The 13,192-nt window shown below is 71.6% G+C and carries 12 protein-coding genes; 5 read left to right on the top strand and 7 right to left on the bottom strand.

Annotation, left to right across the window (positions count from 1 at the left end; genetic code table 11):
• Nucleotides 1-8: 8 nt before the first annotated feature.
• Nucleotides 9-1,391 carry a CoA transferase gene (locus tag ACZ4VF_RS07900; protein WP_467923828.1) on the bottom strand — a complete coding sequence of 461 codons (1,383 nt, stop codon included), beginning with the start codon at nt 1,389-1,391 and terminating at the stop codon, nt 9-11.
• 94 nt (nt 1,392-1,485) lie between these two features.
• The gene (locus ACZ4VF_RS07895) at nt 1,486-3,012 is read right to left on the bottom strand and encodes a S8 family peptidase (RefSeq protein WP_467923827.1); all 1,527 of its coding nucleotides are present in this window, start codon (nt 3,010-3,012) and stop codon (nt 1,486-1,488) included.
• 286 nt (nt 3,013-3,298) lie between these two features.
• On the opposite strand from ACZ4VF_RS07895, the gene ACZ4VF_RS07890 reads away from it, so the two are divergent.
• The 3 genes from ACZ4VF_RS07890 (at nt 3,299) to moaA (ending at nt 6,469) form a co-directional block, all read left to right on the top strand.
• Nucleotides 3,299-3,655, top strand: a complete 357-nt coding sequence (locus ACZ4VF_RS07890) for a DUF485 domain-containing protein (protein WP_467923826.1) — start codon at nt 3,299-3,301, stop codon at nt 3,653-3,655.
• Nucleotides 3,652-5,307, top strand: a complete 1,656-nt coding sequence (locus tag ACZ4VF_RS07885) for a solute symporter family protein (RefSeq protein WP_467923825.1) — start codon at nt 3,652-3,654, stop codon at nt 5,305-5,307. The genes ACZ4VF_RS07890 and ACZ4VF_RS07885 overlap by 4 nt, the downstream gene beginning before the upstream one ends.
• A gap of 172 nt (nt 5,308-5,479) precedes the next feature.
• Nucleotides 5,480-6,469, top strand: coding sequence for a GTP 3',8-cyclase MoaA (gene moaA, locus ACZ4VF_RS07880; RefSeq protein ID WP_467923824.1), 990 nt, complete (start codon nt 5,480-5,482; stop codon nt 6,467-6,469).
• Between the two features lie 28 nt (nt 6,470-6,497).
• On the opposite strand, the gene ACZ4VF_RS07875 is transcribed toward moaA, so the two are convergent.
• Nucleotides 6,498-6,716 (bottom strand): hypothetical protein, encoded by a 219-nt coding sequence (locus ACZ4VF_RS07875; protein ID WP_189307007.1) that lies wholly within the window; start codon nt 6,714-6,716, stop codon nt 6,498-6,500.
• 262 nt (nt 6,717-6,978) lie between these two features.
• Nucleotides 6,979-7,359 (bottom strand): DUF3099 domain-containing protein, encoded by a 381-nt coding sequence (locus ACZ4VF_RS07870; RefSeq protein WP_467923823.1) that lies wholly within the window; start codon nt 7,357-7,359, stop codon nt 6,979-6,981.
• A gap of 247 nt (nt 7,360-7,606) precedes the next feature.
• Between ACZ4VF_RS07870 and ACZ4VF_RS07865 the strand changes: the two genes are divergently transcribed.
• Nucleotides 7,607-7,888, top strand: a complete 282-nt coding sequence (locus ACZ4VF_RS07865; protein ID WP_467923822.1) for a GlsB/YeaQ/YmgE family stress response membrane protein — start codon at nt 7,607-7,609, stop codon at nt 7,886-7,888.
• Nucleotides 7,889-7,997: 109 nt separating this feature from the next.
• Here ACZ4VF_RS07865 and tyrS read toward each other — a convergent pair whose 3' ends face one another.
• From tyrS to ACZ4VF_RS07850, 3 genes are all read right to left on the bottom strand, one after another.
• The gene (gene tyrS / locus ACZ4VF_RS07860; protein WP_467923821.1) at nt 7,998-9,266 is read right to left on the bottom strand and encodes a tyrosine--tRNA ligase; all 1,269 of its coding nucleotides are present in this window, start codon (nt 9,264-9,266) and stop codon (nt 7,998-8,000) included.
• Between the two features lie 66 nt (nt 9,267-9,332).
• Entirely contained in the window at nt 9,333-10,724 is a 1,392-nt protein-coding gene (locus tag ACZ4VF_RS07855; RefSeq protein WP_467923820.1) for a metallopeptidase TldD-related protein, read from the bottom strand.
• Nucleotides 10,721-12,244, bottom strand: coding sequence for a TldD/PmbA family protein (locus ACZ4VF_RS07850; RefSeq protein ID WP_467923819.1), 1,524 nt, complete (start codon nt 12,242-12,244; stop codon nt 10,721-10,723). The genes ACZ4VF_RS07855 and ACZ4VF_RS07850 overlap by 4 nt, the downstream gene beginning before the upstream one ends.
• Before the next feature lie 242 nt (nt 12,245-12,486).
• On the opposite strand from ACZ4VF_RS07850, the gene fabG reads away from it, so the two are divergent.
• Complete coding sequence (fabG, locus tag ACZ4VF_RS07845) at nt 12,487-13,191, top strand: 3-oxoacyl-[acyl-carrier-protein] reductase (RefSeq protein ID WP_467923818.1); 705 nt, start codon at nt 12,487-12,489, stop codon at nt 13,189-13,191.
• Nucleotide 13,192 lies beyond the last annotated feature (1 nt).

The following is a 13,192-nucleotide window of genomic DNA, read 5'->3' as shown; positions in this document are numbered from 1 at the left end:
TGCGCGTCTCACCGCCACACGGCCGGCTCCGCCCCCCAGGGTGTGGCAGGCCGGGCCCAGCCGGTGGGGGCGTCGGTGAAGGACACGGCCGGGCGGGCGTGCCGCAGCCGGCCGAGGGGGCTGTCGGTCTCCGTCAGCCAGGGGTCCGGGCCGGGGGAGGGCGCGCCGCCCTGGTCCGGTGCGTCCGGGGCGATGCCGGTCGTCAGCCAGTGGGCGGTCCGGGCCAGTGCCAGGCGGACCAGCCGGCTCCCGCCGTCGTACGACTGCTCGGTCAGCGCCCGCAGCACGGCCGCCGCCAGCAGGTAGCCGGTGCCGTGGTCCAGGGCCTGCGCGGGCAGCGCGCCGGGCCGGTCCGCCGCGCCCTCGGTCACCGCGATGCCGGTCGCGACCTGCACCAGGCTGTCGAAGCCGCGCCGCCCGGCCCACGGCCCGTACCCGCCCCACGCCGACACCTGGGCCACCACCAGACCGGGGTGCCGCTCGGCCAGCGCGCGCGGGGCGAGCCCGAACCGGTCGAGGGCGCCCGGCCGGTACCCGGTCACCACGACGTCGGCCGTGCTCAGCAGCTCCTCCAGGGTGTCCCGGCCGGCGGCCAGGTCCAGCGTGGCGGACCGCTTGCCGAACCCCGTGTCGGCGTGCAGGTCCGCGAGTTCCGGCGACCACGGGGCGTCCACGCGCAGCACGTCCGCGCCCAGCAGCCCCAGGGTGCGCGTGGCGACCGGGCCCGCCAGCACCCGGGTCAGGTCCAGCACACGCAGCCCGGCCGCGGGCAGCAGGGGAACGGCGGCCCGGTCCACCGGCGGCAGCACGCGCGCGGGTGCCGTGTCCAGCACCGTCCGCTCGACCAGCGGCCGGGCCGCCACCTCGGCGGCCTGCGGGTGCGCCCGCCACTCCTGCGGGGTGCGCAGGGCCACGGCGAGGCCGCCGGCGCCGAGGACGGCCTCCTCGGTCTCCAGGGCGGAGCGCTCGGCGAGCAGGCCGGCGACCTGCTCCACCGAGGCGTCCGCGGGCAGGCCCAGCGCGGCGAGCAGCCGCTCCCGGTGGTGCGGGTAGTTGGCGTGGGTGCGCACCCAGCCGTCGGCGGTCCGCCAGAACCGCGACAGCGGCGCGAACGCGACCGGCGCCCGGCCGTCTGTCCGGATCAGCCGCTCGCTGTGGAAGGCCGCGGCCACCGCGCCGTCGTCCACGGTGACCGCCGGCACCTCCGCGAGCCCGGCCCGCCGCGCCCCCAGCTCCGCGGCGGCCAGCGCACACGCACCCACACACGCGCGTGCCAGTTCCCGGACGGGCAGCCTCGCGCCGAGCACGTCCCGGCGCGTGACGGCCGAGACCCGCGACACGGGACCCGGCCGCCCGCCCAGCGCCTCCCAGGCATCCTTGATTTGCATCATTACTTCACTATGCATTATTGATTCAATCAATATGAGCGCCGGGACGGCGATCACGCATGCATGGTGAGGTGGACGCCCTTGACGTGAACTACCGCTACCGGACCGCCCGCAGCGCGTTGACGATCCCGAAGCCGAAGAAGCCGTTCACCCGCTTGCCCCCGGCGCACGTCGCGTCCACGACGCCGTCCCCGTCGCCGTCGTACGGCTCCGCCGGGCAGCCCGGGTTGTCCGCCTCCGCCTTCAGCAGCGCCTGCAGCTGGGCCGGAGTCGCGTGCGGATGGGAGGACTTGAGCAGCGCGGCCACCGCGGCGACGTGCGGCGAGGCCATCGAGGTGCCCTGCAGGAAGCCGTACTGGTTGTTCGGCATGGTGGACAGGATGCGGCCGTTCTTCGACGGCGTGTCCGGGATCTGGTACTTGTCGCCGCCCGGACCGGCGACGTCGACCACGCCCCGGCCGTAGCTGGAGTAGTACGACTTGGTGCCCTTCACGCCCACCGCGCTCACGGTCACCACGCCGGGCAGCTGGGTCGGCACGTCGAAGCACTCGTGCGGGTCGACCGTGCGGGTGTGGGCCGTCGAGTCGTCGGGGCTGGAGTCGTCCACGATCGCGTCGGCGTCCAGGTCGTCGTTGGAGTTGCCCGCCGAGGCGACGTTGAGCGTGCCCTTGCGCTGTGCGTACAGCTGGGCCCTGTTGACCGCGTCAACGATGGCACGTTGATCGGGGTCGTCCATGCAGTTGTACAGCCACGGATCAACGTAGTAGCTGTTGTTGGTGATCTCGATGCCGTGGTCCGCGGCGAACACGAACGCGCAGACCACGCTCTCCGGGTAGAACAGCGAGGTCGCGTCCGGCTGGGCCACGGTGATGCTCGCGACCTTCACCCCCGGCGCCACCCCTGCCACACCGATGCCGTTGCGGGCCGCGGCGATCTCGCCGGCCACATGGGTGCCGTGGTAGTGGTCGGCGTCCGCCGGCCGCCACGCGCCGTACGTGGTGTCCGCCTTGCCGCTCACACAGTTCGCCGACTGGGACGCGGAGAAGTTCGGGGCGATGTCCGGGTGGGTGTCGTCGACACCCGTGTCGATGACACCGACCGTCACGTTCCGGCTGCCCGGGTTGATCCGCGCGGCCCTGTCCGCGCCGATCGCCCGCAGGTCCCACTGGTCCGCCTCCAGCGGCTCCTCGCCCGGCGCCGCGCTCGCCGTGAGCCGCGCCTGCTCCGCCCGGGACAGGACCTGGGCCGCGCCCTCGTCGGTGGTCCCCGCCGCGCTGAGCGGTGCCGTACGGGTCGCGCCCGCCGAGTCGACCCCGCGCACCGCGCGCATCCGCGCGCCGAAGTCCGGGTTCGCGGAGTGGACGACGATGACGCCGATCCGGTCGTAACTCGCCACGACAGTCCCGCCGTTGCGGGCTATCTCGCGCCGCACGGACTCGATCGTGCCGTGGTCGGCGCGGGTGTTGACCACGTAGGCGAGACTCGGACCGTCCGCCGCCCGTGCCACCGTAGCGGCGGCGGGCGCCGCCGAGGCCACCGACGGCAGGAAGCCGAGCGAGGCGGTCAGCGACAGCACGACCGGCACGGCGAGCGCGAGGCGGCGTCTGGAGCGCAGATGAGCCATGGGATCTCCACATCATCCGGATACGGAACAGCCCGAGACACGGATGGTGCTCGGGCAGGTGCATGACGAGTGGTGCAGGCCGAAGCTATCCGCCGCGCGCGATCTCCGAAAGGGTCCGGCGGACGTGAACCGGTCCGCGCGGGGGACCGTGACCGTGGACGGGGGCCCGTCGAGTCGGCGCCCCCGGCCGGAATCACGCACCGCAGTCGCGACGCGACGCAAGGTAACGTGACCTCCCGGGTCCTGAGAGGCCAGACAGCGCATGTCCGTGACGCGAGGAGAGCCCGTGGCTACCGAGACACCGCCACCCGCGAAACCCCCAGCTTCCCTTCCCTCCACCGAGGAGTTCACCGAGGTGCAGCAGAGCGCGGAGTTCGGTGAACTGCGCCGCTCCCACCGCTCCTTCGCCTTCCCGCTGACCATCGCCTTCACCGCCTGGTATCTGCTGTACGTCCTGCTCTCCAACTACGCGGGCGGTCTCATGGGCACCAAGGTCGTCGGCAACATCAACGTGGCCCTCGTCCTGGGCCTCGCCCAGTTCCTCACCACGTTCCTCATCGCCTGGTGGTACGCGCGGCACGCCGCCGCCAAGCTCGACCCGAAGGCCGAGGCCATCAAGTCCCGGATGGAGGGCGGAGCATGAGCCCCGCGCAGCACACCCTGACGGCCACCGGCCGGGCGTCGCACACCCTGCTCGCCGCCGGCGAGGCGAGCGAGCACCGGACGCTGATCATCACCCTGTTCGCGGTGTTCGTCGCCGCGACCCTCGTCATCACCGTCTGGGCCGGCCGGCAGACCAAGGACGCCGCCGACTTCTACGCCGGCGGACGGCAGTTCACCGGCTTCCAGAACGGCCTCGCCGTCTCGGGCGACTACATGTCCGCCGCCTCCTTCCTCGGCATCGCCGGTGCCATCGCCCTCTTCGGCTACGACGGCTTCCTGTACTCCATCGGCTTCCTCGTCGCCTGGCTCGTCGCCCTGCTCCTGGTGGCCGAACCGCTGCGCAACTCGGGCCGCTACACCATGGGCGACGTACTGGCCTACCGGATGCGCCAGCGCCCCGTCCGCACCGCCGCCGGCACCTCCACGATCGTCGTGTCGATCTTCTACCTGCTCGCCCAGATGGCCGGAGCCGGCGTCCTCGTCTCCCTGCTCCTCGGCATCACCAGCGACGGCGGCAAGATCGGCATCGTCGCCCTGGTCGGCCTGCTGATGATCGTGTACGTCACCATCGGCGGGATGAAGGGCACCACCTGGGTCCAGATGGTCAAGGCGGTCCTGCTGATCATCGGCGCCCTGCTGCTGACCTTCCTGGTCCTGCTCAAGTTCGACTTCAACATCTCCGAGCTGCTCGGCAAGGCCGCCGACAACAGCGGCAAGGGCAGCGCGTTCCTGGAGCCCGGCCTGAAGTACGGCGCCACCGGCACCACCAAACTCGACTTCCTCTCGCTCGGCATCGCCCTGGTCCTCGGCACCGCCGGCCTGCCGCACATCCTGATCCGCTTCTACACGGTCCCCACCGCCAAGGCGGCCCGCAAGTCCGTGATCTGGGCGATCGGCCTGATCGGCGCCTTCTACCTGATGACCCTCGCCCTCGGCTTCGGCGCCGCCGCGCTCATCAGACCGGACGAGATCATCACCTCCAACAAGGCGGGCAACACGGCGGCCCCCCTGCTCGCCCTGCACCTGGGCGGCGTCGGCTCCAACTGGGGAGCCGTCCTGCTCGCCACCATCTCCGCCGTCGCCTTCGCCACGATCCTCGCGGTCGTCGCCGGCCTGACCCTGGCCTCCTCGTCCTCGTTCGCCCACGACATCTACGCGAACGTCATCAGGAAGGGCCAGGCCACCGAGAAGCAGGAGGTGAGCGCCGCCCGATGGGCCACCGTCGGCATCGGCGCCGTCTCGATCGTGCTCGGCGCCCTGGCCCGCGACCTGAACGTGGCCGGCCTCGTCGCCCTCGCCTTCGCGGTCGCCGCCTCCGCCAACCTGCCGACCATCCTCTACAGCCTGTTCTGGAAGCGGTTCACCACCACGGGCGCGCTGTGGTCCATCTACGGAGGCCTGGTCACCGCGGTCGGCCTGGTGCTGTTCTCCCCGGTCGTCTCCGGCAAGCCGACCTCGATGTTCCCGGAGGCCGACTTCCAGTGGTTCCCGCTGGAGAACCCCGGCATCATCTCCATCCCGGTCGGCTTCCTCCTCGGCGTCGTGGGCACCCTGCTGTCGAAGGAGGCCCCGGACGCGGGCAAGTACGCGGAACTGGAGGTGCGGTCCCTGACCGGCACCGGAGCGCACTGAGGGTTCGTACGGACGACCGCGTCGTACGGGACTGTACGGTCCTACGACGCGGTCGCGTCGTACCTCGTGGGATCGGGCCGCTGTCGATGTCGGCGGGGTCACGTACGCTCGCAGGTGACGGAGGACGTACGTACGACCGAGAATGAGTGATCGGGAGAGGGAGGGGGCCCACGTGCTCATCGACACCTACGGCCGGGTGGCCACCGACCTGAGGGTCTCGCTGACCGACCGCTGCAACCTGCGCTGCACCTACTGCATGCCCGAGGAGGGCCTGCAGTGGCTGGCCAAGCCCGACCTGCTCACGGACGACGAGATCGTCCGGCTCATCGACATCGCGGTCCGCACCCTCGGCATCGAGGAGGTCCGCTTCACCGGCGGCGAACCGCTGCTGCGCCCGGGTCTGGTCGGCATCGTCGAGCGCGTCGCGGCCCTCGACCCGCGCCCGCAGATGTCCCTCACCACCAACGGCATCGGCCTCCGCCGCACCGCGACCGCCCTGCGGGCGGCCGGCCTGGACCGGGTCAACGTCTCCCTGGACACCCTGCGCCCGGACGTCTTCAAGACCCTCACCCGACGCGACCGCCACAAGGACGTGCTGGACGGCCTCGAAGCCGCCCGCGAGGCCGGTCTGACCCCCGTCAAGGTCAACTCCGTCCTGATGCCGGGGCTGAACGACGACGAGGCCCCGGACCTCCTCGCCTGGGCGATGGAGCACGAGTACGAGCTGCGGTTCATCGAGCAGATGCCCCTGGACGCCCAGCACGGCTGGAAGCGCGAGGGCATGGTCACCGCCGGGGACATCCTCGCCTCCCTGCGCACCCGCTTCGACCTCAGCCCCGAGGGCGCGCAGGTGCGCGGCTCGGCACCCGCGGAGCGCTGGGTGGTCGACGGCGGACCGCACCGGGTCGGTGTGATCGCCTCGGTCACCCGGCCGTTCTGCGCCGCCTGCGACCGCACCCGTCTCACCGCCGACGGCCAGGTCCGCACCTGTCTGTTCGCCACCGAGGAGACCGACCTGCGCGCGGCCCTGCGCTCGGGCGCCCCGGACGAGGAGATCGCCCGCGTCTGGCGCCAGGCGATGTGGGGCAAGAAGGCCGGAGCGGGCCTGGACGACCCGTCGTTCGTGCAGCCGGACCGCCCGATGTCCGCGATCGGCGGCTAGGACCGCTGTCCCGGACCGGGCGACGGGGTCAGGCCTCCTCGGCCGCCCGCCACTCCTCGAACGCCACCACGTCCTTCAGGAACCCCCGGACCCCGAGGAACTGCGACAGATGCTCGCGGTGCTCCTCGCACGCCAGCCATGTCTTGCGCCGCTCCGGGGTGTGGACCTTGGGGTTGTTCCACGCCAGCACCCACACGGCGGCGGCACGGCAGCCCTTGGCGGAGCAGATCGGGGTCTCGTCACTCACGGTTTCGTCTCGGGTTCGTCTCACGAAGGGCGTAGAGAGGGGGCCGGCGAAGGACCGGGCCGAAAGGGCGCGAACAGGGCGACGCCGGGCAGCCACGGGGGGAGCTGCCCGGCGTCGGTCCATCGCTCCGACGGGGGATGCGGAGCGCGTACGCAGTATGTCACGGCTACCCCGCCGCCCGGCACCGGAACAGCATGATTGATCTGAGCTTTTCTTGAGGTTGGCGCATAAATGCATTCCGCTTTGACCGCGTCCGCCCTGCTCAGGCCGGACCGGGGCGCTCACCGCGCACTCCGGCGGCCGGATTCGGTGGTACGTCCTCGGCCCCGGACTTGTCCTGAACCGGCGCGATCATCGGCCGCACCGGCGTGGCGACGAACGTCGACGGAAGGGACGGCGGCCGCTCCCGGCCCGCGTTGGCGATGACCACGGCGATGTAGGGCAGGACCGCACCGAGCACCAGCGCGGCGATGGCGACGTACCGCTCGACGTTCCACAGCGCGACCGCCAGGATCACCGAGAGGGTACGGACCGACATCGAGATCACGTACCGCCGCTGCCGGCCCCGGACATCCTCGGCGAGCCCGGTCCGGGCACCGGTGATCCGGAACACCTGGACGCCGCCGCCGTGCTGTTTCCGCATCACAACCCACCATCCGCCCGCATCGGACTCTCCCCGGCCCGCACCCTCGTCCCCACCCGGCGGGGAAAACCGGGCCGCGACACCTCCCACGGTACGCCGCGCTCCCGCCGCCCACGAGACCGGGTCGCCCCCTGCCTGCGACGACGCCCCGGGCCCCGCCGCGTACGGGCGAACCCGACGTGCACCGTACGGCGCACCGCACCACACTGGCCGTACTGCTCACGTCGAGCCGTACGAGGAGGAAGCCATGGGCTGGTTGTGGGCGATCATCGTGGGATTCGTGCTGGGCCTCATCGCCAAGGCGATCATCCCGGGCAAGCAGCACAGCCCCCTGTGGCTGACCACGATCTGCGGCATGCTGGGCGCCATCGTGGGCAACGCCGTCGCCCGCGCGGTCGGCGTGGAGGCGACCCGGGGCATCGACTGGAGCCGGCACATCTTCCAGCTGGTGGCCGCCATCATCATCGTCGCGGCCGTCGACGCCCTCTACATGGCGACGCTGGGCAAGAGGAAAGCCCAGCGGGCCTGAGCTCGGAAAGCGAAAGGGGGACGCGGGACCGGGGCCGGCACGCGGCGCCCGCGAAGGCGCGGGCGACCACGACGAACCAAAGCCACAGCCGCCGGCGCCCCCACGACGCTCAGGCGCCGGTGACCTCCACCGCGGCCAGGTTCTTCTTCCCGCGCCGCAGGACCAGCCACCGCCCGTGAAGCAGGTCCTCCGCCGCCGGCACCGCGTCCTCGGCGGCGACCTTCACGTTGTTCACGTAGGCCCCGCCCTCCTTCACGGTCCGCCGCGCGGCGGACTTGCTGGCGACCAGGCCGACCTCGGCGAACAGGTCCACCACCGGAGCCAGCTCGGTGACCCGGACGTTCGGCACCTCGGCCAGCGCCGCGGCCAGCGTCCGCCCGTCCAGCTCCGCCAGCTCGCCCTGCCCGAACAGGGCACGCGACGCGGCGATCACCGCCGCCGTCTGGTCGGCGCCGTGCACCAGCGTCGTCAGCTCCTCGGCGAGCGCCCGCTGGGCCGCCCGGGCCTGCGGACGCTCCTGCGTCTGCCGCTCCAGCTCCTCGATCTCCTCACGGGACCGGAAGCTGAAGATGCGCAGGAACTTGGAGACGTCCCGGTCGTCCGCGTTGACCCAGAACTGGTAGAACGCGTACGGCGTGGTCATCTCCGGGTCGAGCCACACCGTCCCGGACTCGGTCTTGCCGAACTTGGTGCCGTCCGCCTTGGTGATCAGCGGGGTGCCCAGCGCGTGCACCACGGCGTCCGGCTCGGCCCGGTGGATCAGGTCCGTGCCCGAGGTGAGGTTGCCCCACTGGTCGCTGCCGCCGGTCTGCAGCGTGCAGCCGTGCCGCCGGTACAGCTCCAGGAAGTCCATGCCCTGCAGGATCTGGTAGCTGAACTCGGTGTAACTGATGCCCGCGTCGGAGTTGAGCCGCCGGGAGACGGCCTCCTTGGCGATCATCTTGTTGACCCGGAAGTGCTTGCCGATGTCCCGCAGGAACTCGATGGCCGACAGGCCCTGGGTCCAGTCCAGGTTGTTGACCATCACCGCGGCGTTCGGCCCGTCGAAGTGGAGCAGCGGCTCGATCTGCGCGCGCAGCCGCTCCACCCAGCCGGCCACGACCTCCGGCGCGTTCAGCGTGCGCTCGGCCGTGGGCTTCGGGTCGCCGATGAGGCCCGTGGCACCGCCGACCAGCGCCAGCGGACGGTTGCCCGCCTCCTGGATGCGGCGCATCGTCAGGATCTGCACCAGGTTGCCGAGGTGCAGACTCGGCGCGGTCGGGTCGAAGCCGCAATAGAACGTGACGGGGCCGTCCGCGAACGCCTTGCGCAGTGCGTCCTCGTCCGTGGAGAGGGCGATGAGCCCCCGCCACTTCAGCTCGTCGACGATGTCCGTCACGGTTCTCGTGTCTCCTTGATGATCTTCGGGCAGCCGGGTGACACCCGACCACGAACGTCTACGAGGTTATACGCCCTGGCTGACAGAGCTCATGTTGAAATCGGGGATCCGCAGCGCGGGCATCGCGGCCCGGGTGAACCAGTCGCTCCACTCGCGCGGCAGGGTCTTCTCGGTCCGGCCCGCCTCCGTGGCCCGGCCCAGCAGGTCCACCGGCGACTCGTTGAACCGGAAGTTGTTCACCTGCCCGGTCACCTCGCCGTTCTCCACGAGGTAGACGCCGTCCCGGGTCAGACCCGTCAGCAGCAGGGTGGCCGGGTCGACCTCGCGGATGTACCACAGGCAGGTCAGCAGCAGCCCGCGCTCGGTGTCCGCGACCATCTCCTCCAGGGACCGGTTGCCCCCGTCCAGGATCAGGTTGCCGAGCGCCGGCGCGACCGGGAGTCCGGTCAGCGAGGCGCTGTGCCGGGTCGTCGTCAGGTGCTTCAGCACGCCCCTGTCGATCCACTCCGTGGCGTGAGCCGGCAGCCCGTTGTCGAACACCGACTGGTCCCCGCCGGAGGAGTGGGCGATGAGGAAGGGCGGGCACTCCAGCCCCGGCTCGTTCGGGTCGCTGCGCAGGGTCAGCGGCAGCTCGCTCAGCCTCTCGCCGACCCGGGTGCCGCCACCCGGCTTGGAGAACACCGTCCGGCCCTCGGCCGCGTCCCGGCCCGAGGCCGACCACAGCTGGTAGATGAGCAGGTCCGCCACGGCGGTGGGCGGCAGCAGCGTCTCGTAGCGGCCCGCGGGCAGGTCCACGCGCCGCTCCGCCCAGCCGAGCCGTACGGCCAGCTCGGCGTCGAGCGCGCCCGGGTCGACGTCCTTGAAGTCCCGGGTGGACCGGCCGGCCCACGCCGAACGGGTGCGGTCCGGCGACTTGGCGTTCAGCTCCAGCGTGCCGGTGGGCTGGTCGTGCCTCAGGCGCAGCCCGGTGGAGGTGCCCAGGTACGTCGACACCAGCTCGTGGTTGGCGAAGCCGTACAGCTCCCGGTCGCCGGCACGCGCGCGTGCGAAGGCCTCGCCGAGGGCCGGGGCGAAGTCCGCGAAGACGGCGGAGGAGGTCTCGGCGGGCGCGTCCGTGAAGTCGGGGGACTCCGGCACCCCGCCGACCAGCGGCTGCGCGTCCTCGGCGGGCCCGGCACCGCGGGCGGCGGCCTCGGCGGCCCGCACCAGCGGCTCCAGCTCCTCCGCGGTGACCGCGGACCGTGACACCACCCCCGAGGCGGTGCCCTCCTTGCCGTCCACGGTCGCGATCACGGTGAGCGTACGGCCCCGGGTCACGCCGTTGGTGGTGAGCGCGTTGCCCGCCCAGCGCAGGTTGGCGGTGGAGTGCTCGTCGGCGATGACGACACAGCCGTCGGCGCGGGACAGCGCGAGCGCCTGCTCGACGACCTCGTGCGGCTTGTTGGTGCGGGCGCTCATCGACCGGCCTCCTGCGTGGTGTTCAGAATGTTGACGCCCTTGAAGAGGGCGGACGGGCACCCGTGGGACACGGCCGCCACCTGGCCCGGCTGGGCCTTGCCGCAGTTGAAGGCACCGCCGAGGACGTACGTCTGCGGTCCGCCCACGGCGGCCATCGAGCCCCAGAAGTCCGTGGTCGTCGCCTGGTAGGCGACGTCCTTCAGCTGCCCGGTGATCCGCCCGTTCTCGATCCTGAAGAAGCGCTGGCCGGTGAACTGGAAGTTGTACCGCTGCATGTCGATCGACCAGGACCGGTCGCCGACCACGTAGATACCCCGGTCGACGCCGCCGATCAGGTCCTCCGTGGACAGCCCGGCCGGATCCGGCCGCAGGGAGACGTTGGCCATGCGCTGCACCGGGACGTGCGCGGGGGAGTCGGCGTACGCGCACCCGTTGGAACGCTCGAACCCGGTCAGCCGGGCGATCCGCCGGTCCAGCTGGTAGCCGACGAGCGTGCCGTCCTTCACCAAATCCCAGGACTGGGCCTGGACGCCCTCGTCGTCGTAGCCGATGGTGGCGAGGCCGTGCTCGGCGGTGCGGTCACCGGTGACGTTCATCAGCTCGGAGCCGTACCTCAGCTTGCCCAGCTGGTCGAAGGTGGCGAAGGAGGTGCCGGCGTACGCGGCCTCGTAGCCGAGCGCCCGGTCGAGCTCCGTCGCGTGCCCGATGGACTCGTGGATGGTCAGCCACAGGTTGGACGGGTCGATCACCAGGTCGTACAGGCCCGGCTCCACACTGGGCGCCCGCATCTTCTCGGCGAGCAGCTCCGGGATCCGCTCCAGCTCGCCGTCCCAGTCCCAGCCGGTCCCGGTCAGGTACTCCCAGCCGCGGCCCACCGGCGGCGCGAGGGTGCGCATCGAGTCGAACTCCCCGCTCGACTCGTCGACCGACACCGCCGTGAGCTGCGGGTGCAGCCGTACCCGCTGCTGGGTGGTCACCGTCCCGGCCGTGTCGGCGTAGAACTTGTTCTCGTGGACGGTGAGCAGCGAGGCGTCCACATGGTCGACGCCGTTCGCGCGCAGCAGCCGGCCGCTCCACTCCGCGAGCAGCGCCGACTTCTCCTCGTCCGGTACCGAGAACGGGTCGGTCTCGTACGACGAGACCCACGTCCTGTCGGCGTGCACCGGCTCGTCGGCCAGCTCGACCCGCTCCTCCGACCCGGCGGCCCTGATCACCTGCGCGGACAGCTTCGCCATGGCCACCGCCTGCGAGGCGACCCGGGCGGCGGCGTCCATGGTCAGATCCACCCCGGACGCGAAGCCCCACGTACCGCCGTGCACCACACGCACCGCGTACCCGAGGTCGGTGGTGTCCGACGATCCGGCGGGCTTGGCGTCCCGCAGCCGCCAGGAAGCGCTGCGCACCCGCTCGAACCGGAAGTCCGCGTGCTCGGCCCCGAGCGCACGCGCGCGTGCGAGCGCCGCGTCGGCGAGGGCCCGTAGGGGAAGCGCCGTGAAGGCTTCGTCGATGGAATGAGGCACGGAGGTCTCCCTGCTGTCGTGGCCTGTCGGATCCGATCATGTCGTGGGAGCGGGCCGGGGGACCACATGTTTCGGGTCCCGGAACCGGCCCGTTCTGTAGGTTCCCGACAGCGACACCCCCGCGCCACTGTCGGTGCCCGCTTGCCCGCGCGCGCGGCGGTACCGATAGGTTTTCGACTGAAGCCGCCTGCCGTCCACGGGTTCGGGCGGGTGTGTCAGACCGCTATCGAAAGGGTGATCCGTTGAGCCGCTCGGTTCTCGTCACCGGAGGCAACCGGGGCATCGGCCTCGCCATCGCCCGCGCTTTCGCCGACGCCGGCGACAAGGTCGCGATCACGTACCGCTCGGGTGAGCCGCCGGCCGGCTTCCTCGCCGTCAAGTGCGACATCACCGACCCGGAGCAGGTGGAGCAGGCCTACAAGGAGATCGAGGACCAGCACGGTCCGGTGGAGGTCCTGATCGCCAACGCCGGCGTCACCAAGGACCAGCTGCTGATGCGCATGTCCGAGGAGGACTTCACCTCGGTCATCGACACGAACCTCACGGGCACCTTCCGGGTCGTCAAGCGCGCCAACCGCGGCATGCTGCGCGCCAAGAAGGGCCGGGTCGTCCTGATCTCGTCCGTGGTCGGCCTGCTCGGCTCGGCGGGCCAGGCGAACTACGCCGCCTCCAAGGCCGCCCTGGTCGGCTTCGCGCGTTCCCTCGCCCGGGAGCTGGGTTCGCGCAACATCACCTTCAACGTCGTCGCGCCCGGCTTCGTCGACACCGACATGACCAAGGCGCTCAGCGACGAGCAGCGTGACAACATCGTGTCGCAGGTGCCGCTCGGCCGTTACGCGCAGCCGGAGGAGATCGCCGCGACGGTGCGGTTCCTCGCCTCGGACGACGCCTCGTACATCACTGGAGCCGTCATTCCGGTTGACGGCGGACTGGGAATGGGTCACTGAT

Source organism: Streptomyces sp. NPDC029151 (genome assembly GCF_055564315.1).
Note: the sequence above shows the minus strand (reverse complement) of the source record. Positions and strands in the feature narration are given on the sequence as shown.

What these genes read in the sequence shown, in the direction of transcription:
- ACZ4VF_RS07895 (WP_467923827.1), bottom strand. Translation starts at nt 3,012, where the DNA reads ATGGCTCATCTGCGCTCCAGACGCCGCCTCGCGCTCGCCGTGCCGGTC.
- ACZ4VF_RS07870 (WP_467923823.1), bottom strand. Translation starts at nt 7,359, where the DNA reads ATGCGGAAACAGCACGGCGGCGGCGTCCAGGTGTTCCGGATCACCGGT.
- ACZ4VF_RS07885 (WP_467923825.1), top strand. Translation starts at nt 3,652, where the DNA reads ATGAGCCCCGCGCAGCACACCCTGACGGCCACCGGCCGGGCGTCGCAC.
- ACZ4VF_RS07855 (WP_467923820.1), bottom strand. Translation starts at nt 10,724, where the DNA reads ATGAGCGCCCGCACCAACAAGCCGCACGAGGTCGTCGAGCAGGCGCTC.
- ACZ4VF_RS07900 (WP_467923828.1), bottom strand. Translation starts at nt 1,391, where the DNA reads ATGATGCAAATCAAGGATGCCTGGGAGGCGCTGGGCGGGCGGCCGGGT.
- ACZ4VF_RS07865 (WP_467923822.1), top strand. Translation starts at nt 7,607, where the DNA reads ATGGGCTGGTTGTGGGCGATCATCGTGGGATTCGTGCTGGGCCTCATC.